The sequence below is a fragment of the Streptomyces sp. NRRL B-24085 genome, from assembly GCF_001282115.1.
In the GTDB taxonomy this organism is placed as follows: Bacteria; Actinomycetota; Actinomycetes; order Streptomycetales; family Streptomycetaceae; genus Streptomyces.
Window position 1 is genome coordinate 1 of record NZ_LJBR01000108.1, and the last position, 24,806, is coordinate 24,806.

General features: G+C 71.2%; 26 protein-coding genes and 1 pseudogene. 13 read left to right on the top strand and 14 right to left on the bottom strand.

Translation table 11 applies throughout. The features are described from left to right. Together AOJ26_RS14150 and AOJ26_RS14155 are read left to right on the top strand one after the other, a co-directional pair. Positions 1-742: pseudogene (locus AOJ26_RS14150) on the top strand (6-phospho-beta-glucosidase); the annotation flags it as partial. Between the two features lie 76 nt (positions 743-818). Further along, positions 819-3,860 carry an alpha-mannosidase gene (locus AOJ26_RS14155; protein WP_053848616.1) on the top strand — a complete coding sequence of 1,014 codons (3,042 nt, stop codon included), beginning with the start codon at positions 819-821 and terminating at the stop codon, positions 3,858-3,860. A gap of 175 nt (positions 3,861-4,035) precedes the next feature. Here AOJ26_RS14155 and AOJ26_RS14160 read toward each other — a convergent pair whose 3' ends face one another. Continuing rightward, entirely contained in the window at positions 4,036-5,715 is a 1,680-nt protein-coding gene (locus AOJ26_RS14160) for a carbohydrate binding domain-containing protein (protein ID WP_053848617.1), read from the bottom strand. 163 nt (positions 5,716-5,878) lie between these two features. Next, on the bottom strand, positions 5,879-7,000 hold the full coding sequence (locus AOJ26_RS14165; protein ID WP_053848618.1) for an ATP-grasp domain-containing protein: 1,122 nt from the start codon (positions 6,998-7,000) through the stop codon (positions 5,879-5,881). A gap of 262 nt (positions 7,001-7,262) precedes the next feature. Here AOJ26_RS14165 and AOJ26_RS14170 point away from each other — a divergent pair, with 262 nt between their 5' ends. After that, positions 7,263-8,123 carry a metallophosphoesterase family protein gene (locus AOJ26_RS14170; protein ID WP_053848619.1) on the top strand — a complete coding sequence of 287 codons (861 nt, stop codon included), beginning with the start codon at positions 7,263-7,265 and terminating at the stop codon, positions 8,121-8,123. Further along, a complete protein-coding gene (locus AOJ26_RS14175) occupies positions 8,120-8,800 on the top strand; it encodes a 4'-phosphopantetheinyl transferase family protein (RefSeq protein WP_053848620.1) in 681 nt (226 codons plus the stop codon). Before AOJ26_RS14170 ends, AOJ26_RS14175 begins: the two co-directional genes overlap by 4 nt. An 80-nt stretch (positions 8,801-8,880) precedes the next feature. On the opposite strand, the gene AOJ26_RS14180 is transcribed toward AOJ26_RS14175, so the two are convergent. The 3 genes from AOJ26_RS14180 to AOJ26_RS14190 all read right to left on the bottom strand — a co-directional run bounded on the left by AOJ26_RS14180 (position 8,881) and on the right by AOJ26_RS14190 (position 10,499). Beyond that, positions 8,881-9,129: a hypothetical protein gene (locus tag AOJ26_RS14180; protein WP_053848621.1), complete on the bottom strand. Its 249-nt coding sequence runs from the start codon at positions 9,127-9,129 to the stop codon at positions 8,881-8,883. Between the two features lie 150 nt (positions 9,130-9,279). Continuing rightward, positions 9,280-9,810 carry a hypothetical protein gene (locus AOJ26_RS14185; RefSeq protein WP_053848622.1) on the bottom strand — a complete coding sequence of 177 codons (531 nt, stop codon included), beginning with the start codon at positions 9,808-9,810 and terminating at the stop codon, positions 9,280-9,282. Positions 9,811-9,842: 32 nt separating this feature from the next. Continuing rightward, positions 9,843-10,499, bottom strand: coding sequence for a helix-turn-helix domain-containing protein (locus AOJ26_RS14190; protein ID WP_053848623.1), 657 nt, complete (start codon positions 10,497-10,499; stop codon positions 9,843-9,845). A gap of 224 nt (positions 10,500-10,723) precedes the next feature. Between AOJ26_RS14190 and AOJ26_RS14195 the strand changes: the two genes are divergently transcribed. Continuing rightward, positions 10,724-11,374, top strand: a complete 651-nt coding sequence (locus tag AOJ26_RS14195) for a hypothetical protein (protein ID WP_053848624.1) — start codon at positions 10,724-10,726, stop codon at positions 11,372-11,374. A gap of 95 nt (positions 11,375-11,469) precedes the next feature. Here AOJ26_RS14195 and AOJ26_RS14200 read toward each other — a convergent pair whose 3' ends face one another. Then, complete coding sequence (locus AOJ26_RS14200; RefSeq protein ID WP_053848625.1) at positions 11,470-12,228, bottom strand: cache domain-containing protein; 759 nt, start codon at positions 12,226-12,228, stop codon at positions 11,470-11,472. A 38-nt stretch (positions 12,229-12,266) separates the two neighbouring features. Beyond that, positions 12,267-13,007, bottom strand: a complete 741-nt coding sequence (locus AOJ26_RS14205; RefSeq protein ID WP_053848643.1) for a FadR/GntR family transcriptional regulator — start codon at positions 13,005-13,007, stop codon at positions 12,267-12,269. A 121-nt stretch (positions 13,008-13,128) separates the two neighbouring features. On the opposite strand from AOJ26_RS14205, the gene AOJ26_RS14210 reads away from it, so the two are divergent. The 5 genes from AOJ26_RS14210 to AOJ26_RS14225 all read left to right on the top strand — a co-directional run bounded on the left by AOJ26_RS14210 (position 13,129) and on the right by AOJ26_RS14225 (position 16,794). Beyond that, complete coding sequence (locus tag AOJ26_RS14210; RefSeq protein ID WP_373413136.1) at positions 13,129-13,626, top strand: ABC transporter ATP-binding protein; 498 nt, start codon at positions 13,129-13,131, stop codon at positions 13,624-13,626. Between the two features lie 77 nt (positions 13,627-13,703). Next, a complete protein-coding gene (locus AOJ26_RS41790) occupies positions 13,704-13,880 on the top strand; it encodes a TOBE domain-containing protein (RefSeq protein ID WP_373413137.1) in 177 nt (58 codons plus the stop codon). Positions 13,881-13,894: 14 nt separating this feature from the next. Further along, positions 13,895-15,100: an ABC transporter substrate-binding protein gene (locus tag AOJ26_RS14215; protein WP_053848626.1), complete on the top strand. Its 1,206-nt coding sequence runs from the start codon at positions 13,895-13,897 to the stop codon at positions 15,098-15,100. A gap of 3 nt (positions 15,101-15,103) precedes the next feature. Then, a complete protein-coding gene (locus AOJ26_RS14220) occupies positions 15,104-15,967 on the top strand; it encodes an ABC transporter permease (RefSeq protein ID WP_053848627.1) in 864 nt (287 codons plus the stop codon). Between the two features lie 11 nt (positions 15,968-15,978). Then, positions 15,979-16,794 (top strand): ABC transporter permease, encoded by an 816-nt coding sequence (locus AOJ26_RS14225; protein ID WP_053848628.1) that lies wholly within the window; start codon positions 15,979-15,981, stop codon positions 16,792-16,794. Positions 16,795-16,850: 56 nt separating this feature from the next. Here the strand turns inward: AOJ26_RS14225 and AOJ26_RS14230 are convergent, their stop codons facing one another. Genes AOJ26_RS14230 through AOJ26_RS14245 form a run of 4 tightly spaced genes read right to left on the bottom strand, consistent with a single transcriptional unit; the run spans position 16,851 to position 20,219 of the window. Continuing rightward, complete coding sequence (locus AOJ26_RS14230; protein ID WP_179200204.1) at positions 16,851-17,675, bottom strand: ABC transporter ATP-binding protein; 825 nt, start codon at positions 17,673-17,675, stop codon at positions 16,851-16,853. Between the two features lie 26 nt (positions 17,676-17,701). Beyond that, a complete protein-coding gene (locus tag AOJ26_RS14235; protein ID WP_053848629.1) occupies positions 17,702-18,481 on the bottom strand; it encodes an ABC transporter permease in 780 nt (259 codons plus the stop codon). Next, positions 18,478-19,251, bottom strand: a complete 774-nt coding sequence (locus AOJ26_RS14240; protein ID WP_053848630.1) for an ABC transporter permease — start codon at positions 19,249-19,251, stop codon at positions 18,478-18,480. Before AOJ26_RS14240 ends, AOJ26_RS14235 begins: the two co-directional genes overlap by 4 nt. After that, complete coding sequence (locus tag AOJ26_RS14245; RefSeq protein ID WP_053848631.1) at positions 19,248-20,219, bottom strand: ABC transporter substrate-binding protein; 972 nt, start codon at positions 20,217-20,219, stop codon at positions 19,248-19,250. Before AOJ26_RS14245 ends, AOJ26_RS14240 begins: the two co-directional genes overlap by 4 nt. Positions 20,220-20,380: 161 nt before the next feature. On the opposite strand from AOJ26_RS14245, the gene AOJ26_RS14250 reads away from it, so the two are divergent. Beyond that, entirely contained in the window at positions 20,381-21,247 is an 867-nt protein-coding gene (locus AOJ26_RS14250) for an IclR family transcriptional regulator domain-containing protein (protein WP_053848632.1), read from the top strand. Here the strand turns inward: AOJ26_RS14250 and AOJ26_RS14255 are convergent. From AOJ26_RS14255 to AOJ26_RS14265, 3 genes are read right to left on the bottom strand one after another with little or no spacing between them, the layout of a single operon-like run. Further along, positions 21,162-22,100, bottom strand: coding sequence for a PDR/VanB family oxidoreductase (locus AOJ26_RS14255; RefSeq protein WP_053848633.1), 939 nt, complete (start codon positions 22,098-22,100; stop codon positions 21,162-21,164). The genes AOJ26_RS14250 and AOJ26_RS14255 overlap by 86 nt on opposite strands. Next, on the bottom strand, positions 22,097-22,300 hold the full coding sequence (locus AOJ26_RS14260; RefSeq protein ID WP_053848634.1) for a hypothetical protein: 204 nt from the start codon (positions 22,298-22,300) through the stop codon (positions 22,097-22,099). The genes AOJ26_RS14255 and AOJ26_RS14260 overlap by 4 nt, the downstream gene beginning before the upstream one ends. Continuing rightward, complete coding sequence (locus tag AOJ26_RS14265) at positions 22,297-23,370, bottom strand: aromatic ring-hydroxylating dioxygenase subunit alpha (protein WP_053848635.1); 1,074 nt, start codon at positions 23,368-23,370, stop codon at positions 22,297-22,299. The genes AOJ26_RS14260 and AOJ26_RS14265 overlap by 4 nt, the downstream gene beginning before the upstream one ends. A 134-nt stretch (positions 23,371-23,504) precedes the next feature. Here AOJ26_RS14265 and AOJ26_RS14270 point away from each other — a divergent pair, with 134 nt between their 5' ends. Next, complete coding sequence (locus tag AOJ26_RS14270; RefSeq protein WP_234358551.1) at positions 23,505-24,089, top strand: hypothetical protein; 585 nt, start codon at positions 23,505-23,507, stop codon at positions 24,087-24,089. Then, positions 24,086-24,694, top strand: coding sequence for a CMP deaminase (locus AOJ26_RS14275; RefSeq protein ID WP_053848636.1), 609 nt, complete (start codon positions 24,086-24,088; stop codon positions 24,692-24,694). Before AOJ26_RS14270 ends, AOJ26_RS14275 begins: the two co-directional genes overlap by 4 nt. Positions 24,695-24,806 lie beyond the last annotated feature (112 nt).

Consider the following 24,806-nt stretch of genomic DNA (forward strand, 5'->3'; position numbering starts at 1 on the left):
CCGCGGCCTGAGGATCGCCGGCCGGGACGAGCTCCCGCGCCTGCTGGCCGACCCCGACCTGCTGGGCTCCTTCGAAGAGGGCAAGCTCTTCGGCGTCGACTGGCTCCGGTCGCTGGGCGCCATCCCCAACGAGTACCTGCACTACTACTACTTCAACCGCGAGGCCGTCCGCGCCTACCAGCAGGCCGAGAAGACCCGCGGCGCCTTCCTCGCCGACCAGCAGGCGCGGTTCTACGACGAGGTGGGCGCCCCCGGTGCGAAGGCGCTCGACGTCTGGGACCGCACCCGCGCCGAGCGCGAGGCCACCTACATGTCCGAGAACCGGGAGACGGCCGGCGCCGGCGAACGCGACGCCGACGACCTCTCCGGCGGTTACGAGAAGGTCGCCCTCGCCCTGATGCGGGCCATCGCGCGCGACGAACGCACCACCCTGATCCTCAACGTCCGCAACCAGGGCACGCTCTCCGTGCTCGACCGCGACGCCGTCATCGAGGTGCCCTGCCTCGTCGACGCCAACGGCGCCCACCCCGTCTCCGTCGCGCCGCTCCCGGACCACGCCACCGGCCTGGTCTGCTCGGTCAAGGCGGTCGAGCGGGAGGTGCTGGCCGCCGCCGACTCCGCCTCGCGCACGACCGCGGTGAAGGCCTTCGCGCTGCACCCGCTGGTCGACTCCGTCAACGTCGCCCGCAGGCTCGTCGAGGGCTACACCTCGGTCCATCCGGGGCTCGCGTACCTTAAGTAGCGTCGGTTTTTGGAAAGCGCTTTCCCCAGGCTTCCCGGCCCCACCAGCTCGCCCTCTCCCTCCCTGGAGACCCTTCATGCACGACGAACGCCGCCGCATCGAGGAGCGCGTCCAGCGCGCCCACGACCAGCGCATCAAGCCCGCGGTCTACGCGGCCACCGTCCCCTTCGAGGTGGCGGCCTGGCAGGCGCCGGGCGAGCCGGTGTCCTTCGAGGAGGCCGCGGCCGCCCGCTACGAGCCCTTCGCGATGAACACCCCCTGGGGCCCGCCCTGGGGCACCACCTGGTTCCGGATGCGCGGCGAGGTGCCCGCGGAGTGGGCCGGCAGGCGCGTCGAGGCCGTCATCGACCTCGGTTTCGTCGGCGACTGGCCCGGCAACCAGGCCGAGGCCCTGGTCCACCTGGCCGACGGCCGCCCCCTGAAGGCCGTCAACCCGCTCAACCAGTACGTCCCGATCGCCAACCCGGCCAACGGCGGCGAGCGGATCGACTACCTGGTCGAGGCCGCCTCCAACCCGGACATCCTCAAGGACGACTTCTCCAGGCCAACGCCGATGGGCGACAAGCTCACGGCCGGCTCCGCGCCCCTCTACACCTTCCGGCGCGCCGACCTCGCGATCCTCGACGAGGAGGTCTTCCACCTCGACCTGGACCTCCAGGTGCTGCGCGAACTCATGGTCCACCTCGCCGACCACGAGCCCCGCCGCCACGAGATCCTGCACGCCCTGGACCGGGCCATGGACGTCCTCGACCTGGACGACGTCGCCGGCAGCGCGGCCGCCGTCCGCGAGGTCCTCGCCCCGGTCCTGGCCAAGCCCGCGCACGCCAGTGCCCACACCGTCTCCGGGGTCGGCCACGCCCACATCGACTCCGCGTGGCTGTGGCCGATCCGCGAGACCAAGCGCAAGACGTCCCGCACCTTCTCCAACGTCACCGCGCTCGCCGACGAGTACGACGACTTCATCTTCGCCTGCTCCCAGGCCCAGCAGTACGAGTGGGTGCGCGACCACTACCCGCACGTGTGGGCCCGCATCCAGGAGTCCGTGAAGAAGGGCCAGTGGGCCCCGGTCGGCGGCATGTGGGTCGAGGCCGACGGCAACCTGCCCGGCGGCGAGGCCATCGCCCGCCAGCTCGTCCACGGCAAGCGGTTCTTCATCGAGCACTTCGGCATCGAGACCAAGGGCGTCTGGCTGCCGGACTCCTTCGGCTACACCGCCGCCTACCCGCAGCTCGCCAAGCTCGCCGGCAACGACTGGTTCCTCACCCAGAAGATCTCCTGGAACCAGACCAACAAGTTCCCCCACCACACCTTCTGGTGGGAGGGCATCGACGGCACCCGCATCTTCACGCACTTCCCGCCGGTCGACACCTACAACGCCCGCTTCAGCGGCGAGGAGATGGACCGCGCGGTCCGCAACTACGCGGAGAAGGGCGGCGGCACGCGCTCGCTGGCCCCCTTCGGCTGGGGCGACGGCGGTGGCGGCCCCACCCGGGAGATCATGGAACGGGCCCGGCGCCTCGCCGACCTGGAGGGCTCGCCCAAGGTCGTGATCGAGCACCCGGACGACTTCTTCGCCCAGGCCCGCGCCGAGTACCCGGACGCCCCGGTCTGGGTGGGCGAGCTCTACCTGGAGCTGCACCGCGCGACCTACACCTCGCAGGCCCGCACCAAGCAGGGCAACCGCCGCTCCGAGCACAAGCTGCGCGAGGCCGAGCTCTGGGCGACGACGGCGGCACTGCACGCGCCGGGCTACTCCTACCCGTACGACAGGCTCGACCGGCTGTGGAAGACGGTCCTGCTGCACCAGTTCCACGACATCCTGCCGGGCTCCTCGATCGCCTGGGTGCACCGCGAGGCGGAGGCCGAGTACGCGCGCGTGGCCGAGGAACTGGAGGCGCTGACCGCCGAGGCGGTGGCCGCGCTGGGCGCCGGCGGCACCCGCGTCTTCAACACCAGCCCCTTCGACCGCGCCGAGGTGGTCCGCACCTCCGAGGGGGCCCTGGCGTACGTCGAGGTGCCCGCGAACGGCAGCGCGCCCCTGGCGGAGGCGGCCCCCGCCCGGCCCGTGCGGGCCGAGGGCCGGGTCCTCGACAACGGCCTGGTGCGCGTGGAGGTGGCCGAGGACGGCACCCTGTCCTCCGTGTACGACCTGCGGGCCGGGCGCGAGGTCCTCGGCGACAAGGGCAACCTGCTCCGCCTGCACACCGACCTCCCGAACTACTGGGACGCCTGGGACATCGACAAGCACTACAACAACCGCTACACGGACCTCCTGGAGCCCACGTCGGTCGAACTCGTCTCGGACGACCCGCTGCTCGGCGCGATCCGGGTGACGCGGTCCTTCGGCAAGGGCTCGACGATCACCCAGACCGTCACCCTGCGCGCCGGCAGCCCCCGCATCGACTTCGAGACCGACATCGACTGGCACGAGGCCGAGAAGATCCTCAAGGCCGCCTTCCCGGTGGACGTCCGGGCCGCGCACTCCTCCGCGGAGATCCAGTTCGGCCACGTCCAGCGGCCCACGCACACCAACACCAGCTGGGAGGCGGCCCGTTTCGAGGTCTCCGGCCACCGCTGGGTGCACGTCGGCGAACCCGGCTACGGCGTCGCGGTCATCAACGACTCCACCTACGGCCACGACGTCTCCCGCACGGTCCGTGAGGACGGCGGCACGACGACCACGGTCCGCCTCAGCCTGGTCCGCGCCCCGCGCATCCCGGACCCGGAGGCCGACCAGGGCAGGCACCGCTTCACCTACGCGCTGCTGCCCGGCGCGAGCATCGAGGAGACCGTCGCCGAGGGCTACTCCCTCAACCTCCCGCTGCGGGTGGCGGACGCGGCCGGGGCCCCCGAGCCGGTCGTCTCGGTCGAGGGCGGTGGCGTGACCGTCGAGGCGGTCAAGCTCGCCGACGACGGCTCCGGTGATGTCGTGGTGCGTCTGTACGAGTCCGGCGGCGGCCGCGCCCAGGGCGTGCTGCGCACCGGCTTCCCGCTGGCCGGCGCCCAGGTCACCGACCTGCTGGAGCGCCCGCTGGAGGACGCCGCCGTCGAGGAGGGTGGCGTGCCCGTCTCGCTGCGCCCCTTCCAGGTGCTGACGCTCCGGCTGCGCCGGGGCTGAGCGGTGCCAGGCCGCGGGGAGGCGGAGCCGGACCGGGGGACGGGCCGGAGCTGATTCCCCAGGGAGCATCAAAAGGAAGCGGTGAAGCCCCTGGTCACGGTCCCTTCCCGGGACCCGTGGCCAGGGGCGTTCGCCTTTCCGGCACCTGGGGTCTGCCCATCCCCCCTTTGACGGCTCAGCCGGTGAAGCCGGCCGTGATCGAGGTGAACTGCCAGGTGCTCTGGCTGATGCCGGAGCAGTTGCTGACGACTCCGCCGCCCGGGCACGGCCGGTCCCGGTTGACCGCCCAGTAGGCGAGCCGGGCGATGTGCCGGGAGTTCGCCCAGTCACGGATCTGCGTCCAGATCGCCGGGGTCGTGTTCTCCTGCTGGTCGGAGAGACCGTTCATGCCGGAGATGCCGATGTGGGAGTACGCGGTGGCGTCGTCCCAGCCGAAGGTGGACTTCAGCTTGTTCTTCAGCCCCTCCGTGGCGTTCACGGTGTTGCCGTACATGTCGGAGCCGCCGCCGAAGTCGAACGGCATGATGGTGAAGACGTCGATGCCGGCGTTGAGGGCCTTGGCCTGCTCGATGAGCCGGTTGCCCCAGTACGTCGGCCCGGTCGTCGTGGTGCCGAAGGTGAGGATCGTCCGCAGGCCCGGGTTGTTGGCCTTGACGATCTTCAGGGCGTTCAGGATCCGGTCCTGCACGGTCGCGTTCTCGAACTCGTCGGTGTTCTCGATGTCGACGTCGATGGCCTTGAGCCCGTAGGCGTCGATGACCTTCTGGTAGGCGCCGGCCAGCGCTTCGGGGGTCGAGCAGTTCGGCCCGAGCTTGTTGCCGCTCCAGCCGCCGATCGACGGGACGATGTCGCCGCCCGCGGACCGGATGGAGTTGATGACGGACTGGTCGTTGCCGCCGGTCAGCGGCCTGCTGCCGTCCCAGGCCGGGTTGCAGCCGCCGGAGGAGAGGATGAACGCCATCGTGAACCACTTGACGCCGGTCGCGCTCATCACCGAGGTGGCGCTCGGCGGATCGCCCCAGCCGAGGTACAGGTAGGGAGCGGCCTGCTTGAAGCCGGTCCCGCCACCGCCGCCCGTGTCGGTCGTCACGGACACCGCGTTGGAGGCGGCCGAGACGTTCCCGGCCGCGTCCCGGGCCTTCACGGTGAAGGTGTAGGAGGTAGCGGCCGCGAGTCCGCTCACGGTGGCACTCGTACCGGACACGCTGAGCACCTGGTTCGACCCGCTGTAGACGTCGTACGCCGTCACCCCGACGTTGTCGGAGGAGGCGTTCCACGCGAGCGACACGCTGGAGGAGGTCTTCCCGGTGGACCGCAGGCTCCCGGGCGCGCTCGGCGCCTGCGAGTCCGAACCACCGCCGCCACCGGGCCCGTCGAGGCTGATGTCGTCGGCGTAGTAGCTGCCCTGGGCGTACCAGCCGTGCACGTAGACGGTGGCGCTGGTCTGGGAGGCGCCGGTGGTGAAGGTGGTGGAGAGCTGGGTGTACGCCGAGGGCGAGGAGGTCCACGTGGACGATCCGCCGTCCACGCCGAGGTACACGTAGCTGCCACGCACCCAGCCGCTCAGGCTGTACGACGTGTTGGGCTGCACGGAGACGGTCTGGCTGCACTTGGCGTTGTCGCTCGAACTCACCGCCCCCTGAAGGGCCTTGGAGCCCCCGTGGACGGGAGAGGAGACAACGGACCCGAGGTTGCCCGCGCAGGTCCAGGAGGAGAGGGTCCCGGACTCGAAGCCGGGGTTCGTCAGGACGTTGGCGGCCTGGGCCGTCTGGGGAAGAGCGACGGCCCCGACGAACGCGAGGGCGGCGGAACCGAGGAGGGCGAGGACTCTGGAACGTCTGAGTGGGTTGCGCACGCGATCTCCCTGAAGAAATGGGGGTGTTCGGGAGTGCAGAGAGGTGGTGCAGAAGGTGGTGCAGGGGGTGCGCAACCAAGTTGGTATGGACCAATCGTCGTGTCAAGGTGCACGACGGAATTGGTCCATACCGGTGAGGGAATCCCGCGGTGGGGGCGTCGGCCTAGAGCGGCAGAGCCCGAGCCGCTTCCACCGCGGGCGAGGGCGAGGGAACGGACGGCAGCAGCGGCCCGACCTCCTCGACCCGCTGGTGCGGCACCGACACGGGGCGCAGCGGCCTCGGCCCCGACACCACCGTGTAGTCCTGTCCGAGGAACGGCGGCTCGATCACACCGGGGTCCTCACCCAGGGCCAACTGCACGGCCGCCCAGGGGACGTTGACCCCGCAGAGGGAGAGCTGATGCAGCCCGCCCGCCGGACGCGTGTTGACGTCCATCAGCACGGGCCGGTCGCCGAACATCCGGAACTGGATGTTGGACAGGTAGTGCAGCCCGAACCCCTCGGCGACCAGCCGGGCCGGCTCCAGCCACTGCTCGTGCCGCGTGAACCCGCGCCGCCGCCCGTTCTTGGTACGGCCGATCGCCAGCCGCACCCGGTTGTCGGGCCCGGTGAGCGTGTCCACGGACACCTCGGGCTGCTCCAGACGCGGCATGACCAGCCAGTCCACCTGCTCGCCGGACCGCTCGAGCGCCTCGACGACCATGTCGAGCGACACGTAAGGGCTGGGGAAGCCGTTGAGCTGCGCGAGGGAGAAGGGCTCGCGGGTGACGACCCGGAAGCCGACCCCGCCCGCGCCGGACGCGGGCTTGAAGCAGGCCCGGTGCCCGTCGGCCTCCAACTCCTCGACCGCCGCGACCAGTTCGGCCGCGGTCCGCACCCGCCACCACGGCGGCACCGGAACACCGACCGCCTGGACCGCCTCGTAGGCGATCACCTTGTCGTGGAAGACGGCCACGGCCTGGGGCGGCGGCGCGAGCAGCGCCGTGCCGATCGCTGCGAACTCGGCGCGGTGGGCGACGATCGCCGCCTGCTGGAGCCGGGGCACGAAGACGTCGATGCCGCGCTTCTGGCACTGGTCCAGGGCGAACTCGACGTAAGCGGCCGGGGACAGTCCCTCCGGCTCCAGCTCGGCGGTGTCGGCGGCGGCCAGCACGGGGGAGTCGGCGTCCCCGTGCGTCGCATGGATCTCGACGGCTCTGTCGCTGGGATTTCGGCGGAGCTGATCCATGAAGAACACGTTCTCCGCGTACGTGCGGTTGAGCCAGACGCGTACGCGAGAGTGCATTCAGGCCGCCTTTCGGGGTTTTCGGGCACGGCGAAGCGGGCCCGTGCCCGGGCAGGGTGATTGGAGGGACACCAAACCGCCCCTTGGAAGGGAAGTTTCTGCGGTGGTGTTGGGGCGATCATACGGCTTTCAAGGGGCCACGCGTGCAACGCCCGTGTTACGGATTGACCGATCATGGAACGCCCCCGCTCCGGGCCACTCTTGTACCGGGAAACCAAATGTGTTCTCGTGGTGCCACTCGGGTGCTCGGAGGGGGCGAGAGGTGACATCGACGGCCGGTGGCACGGCACGGCTTCTGGCCGTGAGCGACCTGCACATCGGCTACCCCGAGAACCGCTCCCTCGTCGAGGCGATGCGCCCCGGCTCCGACGACGACTGGCTCCTGGTGGCCGGCGACGTCGCCGAGACCGTCGACGACGTCCGCTGGGCCCTGGAGACCCTCGCCGGCCGCTTCCGCCAGGTCCTCTGGGCCCCCGGCAACCACGAACTGTGGACCCACCCGAAGGACACCGTCACCCTGCGCGGGGTAGCCCGCTACGAGCACCTCGTCGAGACGTGCCGGCAGCTCGGTGTCCTGACCCCCGAGGACCCCTACCCGGTCTGGGACGGCCCCGGCGGACCCGTCGCCGTCGCCCCGCTGTTCCTGCTGTACGACTACTCGTTCCTGCCCGCCGGCTGCACCACCAAGGAGCAGGGCCTGGAGTACGCGCACGGCACCGGCATCGTGTGCAACGACGAGTTCCTGCTGCACCCCGACCCGTACCCGACCCGGGAGGCCTGGTGCCGGGCCCGGGTCGCCGAGACCGAGCGCAGGCTCGCCGCGCTCCCCGCGGACCTGCCCACGGTCCTCGTCAACCACTATCCGCTGGACCGGCATCCGACCGACGTCCTGTGGCACCCCGAGTTCGCGATGTGGTGCGGCACCGCGCTGACCGCCGACTGGCACCGCAGGTTCCGCGTCGAGACCATGGTCTACGGCCATCTGCACATCCCCCGGACCACCTGGCACGAGGGCGTCCGCTTCGAGGAGGTCTCGGTGGGCTACCCGCGGGAGTGGCGCAAGCGGCCGGAGCCGCCCGGGCGGCTGCGCCGGATCGTGCCCGGGGAGGTCGGCGCCCGGTGATCGAGGAACTCCTGCCGGACTCGGTGGTGGCCGTCGAGGTCCACGGTCACGACGAGCCGGAGAACGCCGGGCTGTATCCCGAGGAGGCCGCGCTCGTCGCGCCCGCGGTCCCCAAGCGGCGCCGTGAGTTCGCCGTCGTGCGGGCCTGCGCGCGCCGGGCCATGGAGAAGCTCGGTGTGCCCCCGCAGCCGGTGCTGCCCGGGGAGCGCGGTGCCCCGCGGTGGCCGGCCGGGCTCACCGGCAGCATGACCCACTGCGACGGCTACTGCGCCGCCGCGCTGGTCCGGGTCGCCGACCTGGCCTCGATCGGTATCGACGCCGAACCCCACGGACCGCTCCCGGAGGGCGTGCTGGAGAGCGTCTCGCTGCCGCAGGAGCGGGCCAGGCTGCGGGAACTCACCGAGGCGCATCCCGCGGTCCACTGGGACCGGCTGCTGTTCAGCGCCAAGGAGTCCGTCTACAAGGCGTGGTTCCCGCTCACCGGCAAGTGGCTGGAGTTCACCGAGGCCGACATCGACATCCTCGTCGACCCGGGCCGGCCCGCCGGCGGCACCCTGCGCGCCGAACTCCTCGTCCCCGGGCCCGTGGTCGGCGGCGAGCGGCGCGGCACCTTCGAGGGCCGCTGGACGGCCCGCGACGGCCTGGTCGCCACAGCGGTGACGGTACCGCACGCCTGAACCCGGAGTGCGGCACACGTCCCGGGACCGTGCCGCGGCTCAAGCCTCAGAGGCCCCGGGGTCACGGCCGGCCCGGCAGGTCACGGCTGTGGGGTGTCCGGTGGGCACCAGGTGTGCAGGAGCCTGAAGAACGACTCCTCGTTGCCCGCGAGCCCCGCGTCCGCCAGGGCCTGCTCGGCCTCGGCGAGGACCGCCGGCGGGACGACCGGTGGCCGGGCGGTGTCGGGCGGGCCTGCCGCGGTGTCGAAGGCGGCTCGGACCGTGTGCAGCAGCCGCAGATACGCCTGGACGGCGGTGCGCTCACGGTCGGTCAGTACGGCGGTGGGCATCGGCGGCTCTCCCCAGGTCGGCGTCGGTCGCACCCCCGGACGGGGCGCGTCGGTCGCACACCGCACGGGCGTGCAACTCCAGCTTGCCGTCCGCCACTGACAATCCGGCTTCCGCGCCCGTCCCTTCGCCCGCCCGGCGGACGCGGAACCTCAGCTCTGCGGCCCCAGATACCCCAGGGACACCTCGATCCGCCCCGCCAGATGGTCCCGTTGCAGCGGCCCCCGCAGCGGCGAACCCGCGAGCCACGTCCGGCACTTGCTCGCCAGCAGCAGGCCGAAGCTCTCCGCCTCCCGCTCGTCGTCGAGCTCGAAGCGGCTGCGGGCGGCGACCTTGCGGACCGTGGCCTGGAGATCGGCGTCGTCGTGCAGGAGACGGGCGGCGACCGCGGCTCCCTCGACGTGGTGGGAGCAGTGACCGGCGTTCATGTGCCACAGCTCGTGGCCGAGGATGACCAACTGGTGGTCGGGGGCGGTGCGTTCCTCGATCACCACGAGGTCCTGGTCGGCCATGTCGAGCCACAGTCCGCTGGCCGTGCCGGGCGGGAAGGGCGCCGTACGGAAGTGGACCGGGCGGCCCCGGCGTCTGCTCATCGCGTCGCACAGGGCGCCGTAGAGGTCCTCGGGCCGCGCCGGGGCGTCGAGTTCCAGTTCCGCCACCAACTCGCCGCTCAGGCGGCGCATGTGCCTACCGATGCCCACAGTTCTCTCCCGGATCAGGACTCGGGCCGCTTGACGCTCTCCAGGAGCATGTCCAGCCACTCGGCGACCTTGTCACGGTGCTGGTCGGTGGGCAGCTGCGCGGCCCGCCAGGCGATGCCGCGCACGCCGTGGTCCTGCAACAGCCGCTCCAACGGGTCGCGGGCTGCCGCCGCGGCCTCCCGCTCCCGGTCGGCGAGCTTGTGCAGCAGCTCCTGCTCGGTGTGCTGGAGGGCGCCCGCGAGCGCCTCGGGGTCCTCGGCCGTGAGGAATCCGGCGTGCACCCGGAAGAACCGCTGGATGGCGTCGCAGTGCTCCATCGTGGGGCGCCGGTCGCCGTTGATGAGGGCGCCCGCCTGCTGCCGGGACATGCCCGCGCCGTCGGCGATCTCCTGCTGGGTGTACTTGCGGCCGTTGGGCTTGAGGCGGGTGCGGCGCAGCAGGTCGAGCCGTTGCAGGAACCGGGCCTGGACGTCGGGTTCGCCCGCCGGGCGCCCGCTCAGCAGGGCCTTGACCACGGGTTCGGGGACGCCCGAGGCGACGGAGAGACGGCCGGTGTCGAAGACCTGCGCGTGCGGTACGCCGAGCCGGTCGGCGAGTGCGGTGACGCGGGCGACGACGGCCGTCAGCACGACCGTTGCCGCGTCGTCCGGGCTCTCGAGGCCATCCGACACCGACAGATCTCCTACGTCTCTCACCCGACTTCTCACAGGCGGTCGCCGTGAACTTCCCGGAGAGTAGCCCGTTGTTCGAACTCACATCCAGGTCTCGCCACAACTGTGGCCAATTTCAGCCGTCAACCGCTACGGAATGCCACGATAGTTGACACGACTCGTCCCGGGGAAGCAGGATCAAGGCGCCGCGTGAAGGCCGCATAGGCAAGAGGGGTGACCTCCCGATGGCGTATCAGGCAGGTGGGCAGCGGTCGGAACTGCGGCCCGCCCCCGAGGGGCTCGAAGCCCAGGCGTACCTTCAGGACTACGCCACACTCCTGGAAGCCGTCCCCTTCCCGTCCGTCGTCCTCGACCACCGCTGGGACGTCGTGCTCGCCAACACCGCTTTCGCGTCACTTTTCCGTGCCGTGGGTCCGCATCCGACGGCGATGCCGGGTGACAACTTCCTGCGGTTCGTCCTCTTCCATCCCGACGCGAGCAGCGTCCTCGGCGAGCACGAGTCGCGCTGGTGCCTGCCGATGCTCGCCCACTTCGCCGCCGCGGTGGAGCGGCACGGCCACGACCACGGCCTCCAGGCGATCCGCCGGGACATCGCCCAGGACCCGATCATGGACGCCGCCTACCGGCACGGCCTGCCGCACTGGATCCGCGCGGTCGGCGAACAGGCCGTGGAGCACGACGGTTCCGTACGCCCCCTCGTGCACCCCGACCCGCGCTGGGGCGCCACCGACTGCCGGGTCGTCGACGAGACCCCGCGCACCCTGCGGGACCTGGGCTACACGCGTCTGACGCTGGTGCTCCGCCCGGCCCCCGCCAGGCGCCGCCCGCGGCGCGCGGCGGCCCACCTCACGGTGGTGCCCGCCCCCGAGGCCTGACGGGCACCGTCGGCGTTCAGGTCGTCGACGGCGCCTCGTCAGTAGTTGTCGGTCCCCGTGGAGCAGGGGTGCTCCACGGGGCCGCCCGGTCCGGTTCACTCCGCCACCACCAGCACCAGCGGCACTCCCGCGCAGGGGACCAGCCGCACCCCGCCGGCCCGTGCCGGCCGCCCGGCCGCCAACGCCCCCGCGAAGTCGGGGCCCTTGTCGAGGGAGCCGACCAGATGCCGCGGATCGCTGGACGCGGCGACCCGGCCGCGGGCGTTCACCAGCCGTGCGGGGCCCGGGAGCCGGTGCAGCAGCGGCATCACGGCCGCCTCGAAGTGCCGCAGGTACACGTCCGCCGCGGCCACCCCCGCGAACCGGCCCGCCACCTCGACCGGCGCCGACAGCGTCAGGCTGTACTCGTCGGAGCAGAGGTAGTCGACGTACGGCCCGGCCACCGCCCGCTCCCCGGTGTCGCGGGGGAGCGCGAACCAGTCCCAGTGCGTGTAGTCGGCGTACGCCGAGTGCTCGGGGTCGAGGTCCGGCAGCAGCGGCCGTACGTCACCCTCCGCGCCCGTCTGCCACCATTCCAGCCACGCGGGTACGTCCGCCAGCAGGCCCGGGGCGGCGACGAAGCCGACGCCGGAGACCAACGCGTGCCGGGCGAGCCGTAGATGGAGGCCCGGGCGCAGGGCGGCCAGGTCGGCGGTGGCCGGGCGGCGGCCCCCGGCGGCCACGCCTTCCAGCAGGGCCGTGGTGTCGGCACGGGTCGCGGCCACGGCGTCGAAGACCGTCTCGACGGCCGAGCGGACCCGTGCCGCGACCGACTCCTCCGGTGCCGTGCCGAGCACTGCCGTCGCGAGGCCCATGGCTGCCCTCCAGCGGACGGGGCCGCCGAGCGAGGCGGCTACAGCGTCAGACGCAGGGCGATCAGCCGTGCCGTCGACTCCCGTACGCATCGCTCGGCCAACTCCCTGGCCGATTCGTGGACCCCATCCTGCACGGCCGAGATGACGAATCGGAGTCGCTCGGACACCTCTTCACGATATTCGCCGTCCCCGAGCACAAGACACAGCAGCGCCCCGACCTCCGTCTGGAGCGCCACCTGCTCCCGCGTCAGCCGCGCCGACTGCGCGGCCGCCGCCAGCTCCACGTGGAAGCGGCCGTAGAGACGACTGCACGCCGCCGCGTCCTGGGACCTCGTCAACTCCTCGGCCGTGCGCCGCAGATGGACGAGGTCCTCGGGCCCGGTGCGCTCGGCCGCGAGCCTGGCCGCCGTACCGGAGAGGGCGGCCCAGTGGTCGCCGAGGTCGCGCAGCTCCTCGGTGCTCCAGCCGCGCAGCCGGGCCCTGAGCCGTTCCTCGCCCGGTACTTCGGGCAGCGAGACGAAGGAGCCGCCGCCGCGGCCCCGGCGGGTGGTGACGAGCCCCTGCTGGCGCAGGGCCATCAGCGCCTCCCGCAGGGTCACCGTGGACACGCCGAGCTGACCGGCCAGTTCGCTCTCGCCCGGGAGCTGCTCCCCGTCGGCGAGCAGCCCCAGCTCGATGGCGTCACCGATCCGGCGCACGACCGCGTCCACCCGGGCCCGGCTGTCCACCGGGGCGAAGACGGCCCTGCGGGCGCCGCCGTCGATGCGCTGCTGGTTCACGGCCACCACCTTGCACGTTGACTCAAGCTTTACCCTAAGGGGGCCTTGAGCTTTGAACTATGACTTCATATGTTTTCGGTCGATCGGTCAACGCCCGAGCGCGCCAGAAAGGTTCCCGCCCATGGAGGGACGTGCGATCCGGCTGCACCACCTGCGGAAGTCGTTCGGGGAGACGACCGCCGTGGCCGGGATCGACCTGGAGATCCGCGACGGCGAGTTCTTCTCGATGCTCGGCCCTTCCGGCTCGGGCAAGACCACCGTCCTGCGCCTGATCGCCGGCTTCGAGACGCCCACCGAGGGCCGCGTCGAGCTCGCCGGGCAGGAGGTCACCGGCCTCGCGCCCTTCGAGCGGGACGTCCACACCGTCTTCCAGGACTACGCGCTCTTCCCGCACATGAGCGTCGAGCAGAACGTCGCCTACGCCCTCAAGGTCCGTGGGGTGCCCAAGGCGGAGCGGCTGGTGCGGGCCCGCAAGGCGCTCGGCGAGGTCCGCCTGGAGGGCTTCGGCAGACGCCGGCCGGCCACCTCGGCGACGGTCCCGGTGGCACTCGCGTGCTCCGGCTCGCCGGATTCCGCGGACTCCTTCAGCACCCGGATCTTCTCGGGCCGCACGCTGTAGGTGCCCGCAGCGCCGACGGTCCGGCGGGCTACGTCCCCGTCGAGGAGGTTGGAGGTGCCGACGAAGGACGCCACGAAGTGGTCTACCTGGGGGACACCACCCGCTTCCTGGTCGACCTCGACGGCGGCGGCCGCCTCACCGCGCTCCAGCAGAACCTGGAGACGTCCTCCGAGGACGTGGCCGCCTACCGGGGCGCCCGGGTGCGACTGCAATGGCACCGGCGGCACGCCGTCGCGGTGCCCACCACCGACTGACCCCCTTCTCGCAGATGGAGTACGTCGTGCGCATCCCCCTCACCGCGGCCGCGGCCGTCACCCTGCTGCTCGCCGCCACCGCCTGCGGCTCCTCCGACTCCGGCTCCGGCGGCTCCTCCTCCGGACTCAACCCGCCCGACCTCAAGGCGCCCACGAAACTCGGCGCCACCGAGGGACAGGTCAACCTGATCGCCTGGGCCGGCTACGTCGAGGACGGATCCAACGACCCCAAGGCCGACTGGGTCAGCGACTTCGAGAAACGGACCGGCTGCCAGGTCGACTCCAAGACGGCCACCAGCTCCGACGAGATGGTCAAGCTGATGAAGACGGGCCAGTACGACGCCGTCTCCGCCTCCGGCGATGCCTCCCTGCGCCTCATCGCCTCCGGGGACGCCGCCCCCGTCAACACCGACCTCGTCCCCAACTACCGCGACATCTTCAGCGGGTTGAAGGACGGCGCCTGGAACTCCGTCGACGGGCAGATGTACGGCATCCCGCACGGCCGGGGCGCCAACCTGCTCATGTACAACACCGACAAGGTCAGCCCGGCCCCGACCTCCTGGTCCGCCGTCTTCGACGACGCGTCCAGGTACAAGGGCCACGTCACCGCCTACGACTCGCCCATCTACATCGCCGACGCGGCGCTGTACCTGAAGGCGACCGAGCCCGGCCTCGGCATCAAGGACCCCTACGCCCTCGACCAGAAGCAGTTCGACGCGGCCGTCGCCCTGCTGAAGAAGCAGAACGCGAACATCGGCGAGTACTGGAGCGACTACCTCAAGGAGATCTCCGCGTTCAAGAGCGGCGACTCCGTGATCGGCACCACCTGGCAGGTCATCGCCAACCTCACCGCCGACGAGGGGGCGAAGGTCAAGGCGTTCGTCCCCGCGGAGGGGTCGACCGGCTGGTCCGACACCTGGATGGTCTCCGCCAAGGCCGAACACCCCAACTGCGCCTACAAATGGCTCGACTGGATCGTCTCGCCGAAGGTCAACGCCCAGGTCGCCGAGTACTTCGGGGAGGCGCCCGCCAACTCCGGGGCCTGCGACCTGACCAGTGACAGGAACTTCTGCACGACCTACCACGCCTCCGACGAGGACTACTGGAAGAACATCGCCTTCTGGAACACGCCCATCGAGCAGTGCCTGGACGGCCGCACCGACGTCAAGTGCGTGCCGTACGCGAAGTGGGTGCAGGCCTGGACCGAGATCAAGGGCTGAGGCATGGCCCTGACGACACGGACCGCGGGGGCGCTGCACCGCCGCCCCCGCCTCCGGCTCGCCCTGCTCCTCACGGCCCCGTTGCTGTGGCTGGCGGTGCTCTACCTCGGCTCCCTGACCATGCTGTTCGTCTCCGCGTTCTGGACGACCGACTCCTTCACCTCCGAGGTGGTCAGGGTCTGGTCGACCGACAACTTCCACGAGCTGTTCACCACGCCGGTCTTCCGGCAGGTGGTCCTGCGCAGTGTCGGCGTGGCGCTGGCGGTCACCGTCCTGTGCGCGGTGATCGCCTTCCCGGTCGCCTTCTTCACGGCACGGGTCGCGCGCCCCCGGTGGCGACCGCTGCTGGTCGTCGCCATCCTCACCCCGCTGTGGGCGAGTTACCTGGTCAAGGTGTACGCCTGGCGGCTGATCCTGTCCGAGGGCGGGCTCGCCGACTGGATGCTGAGGCCGTTCGGGCTGACCGGGCCGGGGTACGGGCTGACGGCGGCCGTGCTGACCCTGACGTACCTCTGGCTGCCGTACATGATCCTGCCGGTCCACACGGCGCTGGAGCAGGTGCCCGCCAACCTGCTCGACGCGTCGGCGGACCTCGGGGCGCGGGCCGGCCGGACCTTCCGCTCGGTTCTCCTGCCGATGGTGCTGCCGTCCGTGGCGGCCGGGTCGGTCTTCACGTTCTCGCTGAGCCTCGGCGACTACATCACCGTGCAGATCGTGGGCGGCAAGACCCAGCTCATCGGCAACCTCGTCTACTCCAACATCGAACTCAACCTGCCGATGGCCGCCGCGCTCGGCACGGTCCCGGTGGCCGTCATCGTGCTGTACCTGCTGGCGATGCGCCGCACCGGCGCGCTGAGCAGTCTGTAGAGGAGCCCGTCGTGCAACTCTCCCGTTCCGCACGGATCGCCCTGCGCGTCGGCGCCGGCCTCGGCTTCGCGGTGATCTACGTCCCGCTCGTGCTCGTCCTCGTCAACTCCCTGAACCCGGACCGGAGCGCGAGCTGGCCACCGTCCGGCCTGACCGTGCACTGGTGGTCGGTGGCCCGGGAGAACGCGGGAGCCCGCGAGGCGCTGTGGGTGTCGGTCAAGGCGGGCCTCGGCGCCACGGCCGTCGCCCTGGTCCTCGGCACGCTCATCGCCTTCGCCGTCGCCCGGCACCGGTTCTTCGGCCGGGGGACCCTCTCCTTCGTGGTCGTCCTGCCGATCGCGCTGCCGGGGATCGTCACGGGCATCGCCCTCAACTCGGCGTTCGGCACGGTGCTCGAACCGCTGGGCGTCGGCCTCGGCCTGTTCACGGTGGTCGTCGGCCACGCCACCTTCTGCATCGTCGTCGTCTTCAACAACGTCGTCGCCCGCCTGCGCCGCACCTCCGGCTCCTACGAGGAGGCCGCGATGGACCTGGGCGCGAACACCTTCCGTGCCTTCGTCGACGTCACCTTCCCGCTGGTCCGCTCGGCCCTCCTCGCGGGCGCCCTGCTCGCCTTCGCCCTCTCCTTCGACGAGATCGTGGTGACCACCTTCACCGCGGGCCCGGGCGTCGAGACCCTTCCCCTCTGGATCTTCGACAACATGACCCGCCCGCGACAGGCACCGGTGGTGAACGTGGTGGCCGCCGTCCTGGTGCTGCTGTCGGTGATCCCGATCTACGTGGCCCAGCGGCTGTCGGCGGACACGGCGACGGGGAGCCGGGTGTGAGGGCAGGCATTTCACAGCCGCGGTGAGCGCCAACACCGGCTGGCCGGCCGCGCAGTTCAGTGAGGTGGAGGCGTATCGGACCTCGTGACCGGAGCGTCCCGCACGGCCCCGCGCTTGGCCGCCTGGATCTGCTCGTACACATGGGTGCGCAGTTCGGCGAAGCGCGGGGCCACACGCGTATGCAACTGGTCCCGCTCGTCCGGCAGATCGACCTTGAGCTGCTCCTGCACGACGGTGGGGGAGGCGGACAGCACGATCACCCGCTCGCCCAGGTACACCGCCTCGTCTATGTCGTGGGTGACGAACAGGATCGTGATGCCGCGCTCCCGCCACAGCCGGCGCACCAGGTCCTCCAGGTCGGCCCGGGTCTGCGCGTCCACGGCCGCGAACGGCTCGTCCATCAGCAGGACCTCGGGCTCGTACGCGAGTGCGCGGGCGATCGCGACGCGCTGCTGCATCCCGCCGGAGAGCTGCCAGGGGTAGGCGCCGGCTGCGTCCGCGAGGCCCACCGACTCCAGCGCGTCGGCGACCAGGCCACGCCGTTGCGTCCTGGTCAGGCTCTTCTGCTTCAGGGGGAGTTCCACGTTGTCGGCGACCCGCATCCAGGGGAAGAGGCTGCGGCCGTACTCCTGGAAGACGAAGGCCATCCCGGGCGGCGGACCGCTCACCTTTTGGCCCGCCAGGCGGACTTCGCCGGCCGTCGGGTCGAGCAGGCCGCCCATGCACTTCAGCAGGGTCGTCTTGCCGCAGCCCGAGGGGCCGACGAGACACACCAGTTCCCCGGCGTCGACGGTGAAGGTCAGATCGCGCACCGCCTCCACCCGGCGCCCGGACCCCTCGTAGACCTTCTTCAGGCCGGATACGCCAAGAAGCGCGTGCATGGACCGCCCTTTCGCGTTCGGGTGCTTCACGGGGACCGCCGGGTCGAGGCGCGCAGGCCGTGGTACCAGGCGAGGACCCGCCGCTCGACCAACTGGAAGACGACGGAGAGCAGGAACCCGAGCAGACCGAGGACGAGGATCCCGGTCCACATGTCGGGGATCGCGAAACTGCGCTGGAACTGGACGATGGTGAAGCCGATGCCGTTGCTGGCCGCGAACATCTCGCTGATGACCATCAGGATGATGCCGATCGACAGGGCCTGGCGCAGACCCGCGAAGATCTGCGGGCTCGCCGAGCGCAGCACCAGATGGCGCAGCCGGGAGTGCCCGGAGATGCCGTAGGAGCGGGCCGTCTCCACCATCACCGGGTCGACGGCGCGGACGCCCTCGACGGTGTTGAGCAGGATCGGCCAGACGCAGCCGCTCGCGATCACGGTGACCTTCATGGTGTCGCCGATGCCCGCGAACAGCATGATGACCGGGATGAGGACCGGCGGGGGGACCGCCCGCAGGAACTCCAGGACCGGTTCGCACACCGCCCGCACCCGCCGGTAGGAGCCGATCACCGTGCCGACGGCGATCCCGGCGACGGCCGCCAGCGCGTAACCGGCCGTCAGGCGCCACATGCTGGGCAGGACGTCGTCGCGCAGCCGCTCGGCGGTCCACACGTCAGGGAAGGTCCGCAGGATGGTGCGCAGCGGCGGCCAGAAGACATCGGTGCTGCCGTCCGACGCCAGCCACCAGACCACGACCAGCAGCGCGGGCAGCGCGATCACGAGGACCAGCCGGAGTACGAAGCGCCTCACACCGCCACCTCCCCGCGCACCGACTGGTGCCAGGCCAGCGCCCGCCGCTCCACGGTACGCGCGCCGACGTTGATGAGCAGCCCCAGAAGCCCGGTCACCACGATCAGCGCGTACATCTCCGGCACCGCCTGCGAGTTCTGCGCCACCGCGATCCGCGCGCCCAACCCCGGTGCTCCGATGACGAGTTCACCGGTGATGGCGAGGATCAGCGCGACGGCCGCGGCCAGCCTGACGCCGGTGAAGACGTACGGCAGCGCGGTCGGCCACAGCACGTGCCGGACCCGCGCCCAGGTGCCCAGACCGTAGGACCGTGCCGTCTCGTCGGCGACGGGGTCGACGTCCTGGACGCCGTAGAGCGTCTGGATGAGGACCTGCCAGAAGCTGGCGTACACGACGAGCAGCAGCACCGAGCGCAGTTCGCTGCCGTACAGCAGCACCGCCAGCGGGATGAGGGCGACCGAGGGGATCGGGCGCAGGAACTCGATCGTCGAGGCCGTCGCCTCGCGCAGGTACGGCACCACCGAGACGACCACGCCGACGACGATCCCCGCCGAGGCGGCGATGGCCAGGCCCAGGGCCCAGCCGGTGAGGGTGTCGCCGAGCGCCGTCCAGAAGGTGCCGTCGGAGAGCTCGTCGGCGAGGGCGCGCGCGATGCGGCTGGTCGGCGGGAAGTACTCCTCCCCGACCAGGCCGAGCCGCGGCACCGCCTCGCCCAGGGCGAGGAAGGCCGCGAGCCCGGCGGCGCCCAGCGCCGCGTCCTGGAACCTCACGGAAGCAGCGCGTCGACGTCGGGGGTCTTCTTGAAGAACCCGTCGCCCTCGCCCAGCTCGGCGAGCGCCTCGACGGACTCCCTGTTCGGCTCGGCCGGCCACTTCGGCAGGGTCACCTGCGCGAGGACCGACGCCGGGATCTTGGTGTACGTCGTGATGATCTGGCGTGCCTCGTCCGGGTGGGCCTCGGCGTAGGCGAGGGACTCGGCGGTGGCCTGCTGGAACTTCTCGACCACGTCGGCATGCTGCTGCTGGTACTGCGTCGACGTGAAGTACAGGGCGACCGTGGTGTCCTTGGCCACGTCCACCAGCGGGGAGGCGATCACCTGGCCGCCCTGGCTCTTGATGGTGGCGAGCGCGGGCTCGACCGCGCAGGCCGCGTCGACCTGGCCGCCGTCGAGAGCGGCCGGCATCTGGTCGAAGGCCAGCTCCACGAACTTCACCTTGTCGGGGTCGCCGCCGTCCTTGCGGACCGACGCGCGCACCGCGGACTCGTTGATGTTCTTCAGGGTGTTGATGGCGACCTTCTTGCCCTCCAGGTCCTTCGCGGACCGGATCGAGCTGCCCTTCTCGACCGCGATGCCCGCGAAGTCCTTGCCTTCCGTGCCCGTCGAGGCGATGCCGTTGGAGACCGCCTTGACGGGCACCCCGGACGACTGGGCGATCAGGAGGGAGGTGACGTTGGAGAAGCCGAACTGGAACTGCCCGCTGGCGACGCCCGGCACGATCGCCGCGCCGCCGGACGCGGTCGATATCTGGAGCTTGAGCCCGTGCTTGCGGTAGAAGCCCTTCTGCTGGCCGAGATAGATCGGCGCGACATCGACGATCGGGATGAGGCCGAGCTTGACGGTGGTGGTGCCGCCGGACGACGATCCCGAGTCCGAGGCCCCCGAGTCGCCGGACGAACCACAGGCCGACGCGGTGACCAGTAACGCTCCGGCCGCGAGGGCGACGAGCAGACGACGCATGGCTCCTCCTGTGCAGACTTCGTTGTTCCGACAGGCTGTGCTTACGACAGGCTGTGCGCAGACCGCACAGTGGTGCTCAGCGCGAAAGGTATTGGTCTCACGGGTCGAGGTCAACTCCTTTGGCTGACAATATTGTTGACACTCGCTCGACGGAGGCGACGATGTCCGAAGCAGCAGCCCGCGCCCCCCACTTCGTCCGTTCCCTGGAGCGCGGCCTCGCCGTGATCCGCGCCTTCGACGCCGACCACCCGGAACTGACGCTCAGTGAGGTCGCCCGCACCTGCGGACTCACCCGCGCCGCGGCCCGCCGCTTCCTGCTGACGCTCGCCGACCTCGGGTACGTGCGCGCCGACGGCCGCGCCTACCGGCTCACCCCGCGCGTGCTGGAGCTCGGCTACTCCTACCTGTCGAGTTTCTCGCTGGCCCAGATAGCCGAACCCCATCTGGAGCAACTGGTCGAGAACACAAGGGAGTCGTCCTCCCTGTGCGTGCTCGACGGCGACGACGTGGTGTACGTGGCCCGGGTGCCCGCGCGTCGCATCATGACCGCGGCGATCACCGTCGGCACCCGCTTCCCGGCCCATGTCACCTCGGTCGGCCGGGTCATCCTCGCGCACCTGCCGCCGGAGGAGACCGAAGTGCGGCTCGCCCGCGCCGCGTTGACCCCGCTCACCGCCCGCACGATCGTCTCCGCCGACCTCCTGCGGGCGGAACTCGACCGGGTGCGGCGGCAGGGGTACGCCCTCGTCGACCAGGAACTGGAGGAGGGGCTGCGCTCGATCGCCGCCCCGGTGCGGGACCGGGGCGGCGAGGTGGTGGCGGCGGTCAACATCCCCGTGCAGGCCGGGCGTACGAGCCTCGCCGCGGTCCGGCGGGACCTGCTGCCGCCGCTGCTGGAGACGGTCGCCGGGATCGAGACGGACCTGCGGATGTTCACCGGCGCTACAGGTCCAGCACGAGCCTCTTCCCCCGGCACCGGGACACACAGATCATCATCGTCTCCCCGGCCTCCCGCTCCTCGTCCGTGAGCACGGAGTCGCGGTGGTCCGGGGTCCCGTCGAGGACATCGGTCTCACAGGTGCCGCAGGTGCCCTCGGTGCAGGAGAACAGCACCTCGACACCACTGGCGCGCACGGCGTCGAGCACGGAGACGTCCGGGGCGACGGTGATCGTCGTGCCGGTCCGCGCCAGCTCGACCTCGAACTCCGTGTCCTCGCCCTCCGGCTGCCCCTTCGGGGTGAACCGCTCCATGTGCAGCAGCCCGGCCGGGCAGCGCTCCTCCACCGCGTCGAGCAGCGGACCGGGACCGCAGCAGTAGACGAGGGTGCCCTCGGGAACGTCGTCCAGCACCGAGGCGAGGTCCAGGAGCCCGGTCTCGTCCTGGGGGGCGACGGTGACACGGTCGCCGTAGCGGCTCAACTCCTCGGTGAACGCCATGGACGCGCGGGTCCGCCCGCCGTACAACAGGGTCCACTCGGCGCCCTCGGCCTCCGCCGCCGCGAGCATCGGCAGGATGGGGGTGATGCCGATGCCGCCCGCGACGAAGCGGTACCGGGGTGCCGGGCGCAGCGCGAAGTGGTTGCGCGGGCCGCGCACCCGGACCTTGTCGCCCTGCCCCAACTGCTCGTGCACATGAGCGGATCCACCGCGCCCGGCGGGCTCGCGCAGCACAGCGATCCGCCAGGCGGTGCGGTCGGCCGGGTCGCCGCACAGGGAGTACTGCCGCTCCAGGCCGGGGCCGAGGACCACGTCGATGTGGGCGCCGGGCTCCCACGGCGGGAGCTGTTCGCCCAGCGGGTGGCGCAGGGTGAGGGCGAACACCCCGTCGGCCGCGAAGTCCTTTCGGTCGACGACGAGTTCGGCTTCGTACGCGTCACTCATGAACCGTTTCCTTGCTGCTCGTCGCCTTGCGGGGCGGGTCCCTGGGGTGAGTGCCCGTTCGGGTGGGCGAGCATCCACTCCCACATCTCGATCGGGTCCTGCGAGGTGTGCTCGCGGCCGCAGTGACAGGTGCCGTGCAGGGTGTCGGTGCCCGGCAGCCAGTCGACGCGGTAGATCTCCCCGGTGGGCGCGGCACTCACAGGACCTTCTCCACGGGCTTGTCGCCCTCCTCGACGAGGCGGGCGAGGATGCGGCGGGCGGCGAGACCGCCGGTGTCGATGTTGATGCTGAGCTCCTGGTAGCCGGAGCGCTCGGTGCCGAGCGTCTTCTGCAGCAGGTTGAGCGCGTCGACGTCCTGCATGACGACCGTGTGGTTGTTGCCCCGCAGGAACTCGGTGACCTCGGCGTCCTCGGTCGCCCAGTCGCGCGAGACCATCCAGAAGTCGTACACGTGACCGTCACTGGACGGCGTGATGGCGTACGTGATCTCGGTGTGGAAGCCGTTCGGGTCGCTGCCGTCGGCCTCGGGCAGCACACCGACCGGGGCGATGCGGCTGTGCAGCAGGTACAGACAGGGCGCGTGGTACTCGATGTCCTGCCAGCGGGTGATCCGGCCCTCGATACCGGTGGACCTGGCGTAGAACGGCGGGCAGGCGGCGTCGTCCATGTGCCGGCTGACCCGGACGATGCCGGCGCCCTCGTCGACCTCCGTGCTGATCGGGGTCTCGGCGACCTCGGGGGTGCCGATGTAGCCGCCGTGCAGATAGGTCTCGTGGGAGAGGTCGAGGAGGTTGTCGACGAGCAGGCCGTAGTCGGCGTCGATCGGTTCCATGCCGCGGACGGTGACCCAGCCGGGGGAGTCGAGGTGCCGGGCCCGCGGGATGGTGTCGGCGTCGGCGAGCGCCGGGTCGCCGATCCACACCCAGACCAGGGAGTCCAGCTCGACCACGGGGTAGGAGGCGACCCGGGCGGTACGCGGTACGCGCTTCTGCCCCGGCACGTACACACAGGTGCCCGTCGTGTCGTACGTGAACCCGTGGTAGCCGCACACGATCCGGTCGCCGTCGAGCCGGCTCGGCTTCTCGTGCAGCGGGAAGCGGCGGTGCACACACCGGTCGGCGAGCGCGACGGGCGTCCCGTCCTCCTCGGTCCGGTAGAAGACGAGCGGTTCACCGAGGATCGTCCGGCCGAGCAGCTCCTCGCGCCCCACCTCATGGCTGTAGGCGGCGACGTACCACTGGTTCCTGGCGAAGGCGGTCGTGTGCGGCATCGTTGCGGCTCCCGTCTGTCTGCTGTGCTGGCATCGTCTTGGCGACCGGAGGGGCACGGCAACACCGCTTCCGTCTCACGGAAGGGGAAGGGCGGGCAAGGTGGTGGCCCGGCGCCTCCGACCCTGCCCTGCGTATGCTCGTCGAGGTTGTCGACCGGGTCGGGGGAGTGCGCATGCTGAGGCTGCTCGGCTTCTTCGACGACTTCGGTCCCCAGACCGGGTCGAGCGCGGGACCGCTGGCGGCCCAGGTGCGGACGTCCGGCGAACCGGACGAAGCGGAGATCGTCGAGTACCTGGACACGGGGCACCGTCTCACCCACTTCATGGAGGCAGGCGTCGACGTCCTCACCGGGGAGGCCCACCGGCACACGTCCGGCTGTTCGTCGCTCGTCACCGACGGCCTGTGGGTGTGGCGCGCGGACTTCGCGCACTACCTGGAGACGTACCACGTGCCGTTGCCCGCGGCCTTCCTCGCCCGGGTGCGGCGACTGCGCCACCGGATGCCGGACCTCGTCGGCGCGGACTTCGCACCGGTCTTCGACGAGATCGTCCGGGGTTTCGGCTGGACCGGGGTGGATCCGTGGGACGCGGAGACGGTCCTGCGCCCACCGCCCCGCACGGTTCTCACCCGTGCGGAGTTCGCAGCGAGGGCTCGGCGGGAACGACCTGCCGGCCCTTGGGGAAAGGCGCCACGCAAGCCGCGGAGGAACACACAGTGATCGACATCGCCAGGGAATACCGCGTCGCCCTGCCCGCCTGGGTCGACGACGAACTCGCCGGCGTGCCCGCCGCCCTGCCGTCCCGCGAGGACCGCATGCGTCTGGTGCACCGCCTCGCCGACCGCAACTGGCGTGCGGGCGACGGCGGCCCGTTCGCCGCGCTCGTCACCGAGCGGGAGAGCGGGCGGATCGTCTCCGTCGGAGTGAACGTCGTCCTGTCCGCCGGGGTCTCCGGCGCGCACGCCGAGGTCGTCGCGCTCGGCCTCGCCCAGCGGGCGACGGGCGGCTGGGACCTCGGTGGTGCGGGACTGCCCGCGCACGAGCTGGTCGTCAACTGGCGTCCCTGCGTGCAGTGCTACGGCGCCACGATGTGGTCCGGCGTCCGTGGCCTGGTGGTGGCGGGGGAGGGTCCGGAGCTGGAGGAGCTCACCACGTTCGACGAGGGGCCGGTCGGCGCGGACTGGGCCGAGCAGTTCGAGAGGCGCGGCATCGAGGTCGTTACGGATGTGCTGAGGGACGAGGCGCTTGCCGTGTTCCACGCCTACCGCAAGGCGATCGACGACGGAGAGGTCGCCGTCTACAACGCCCGCGGCGGAGCGGAATGAGCCCTCGCTCCATGAGGAGAGCTGGGCCTCGACCCCTCCCGTACCCGCGACTTTCACATCAGCGCCACCGCACCCTTCCCTGACGTTTGTTGCTCTTGGAACACTCGCTGCG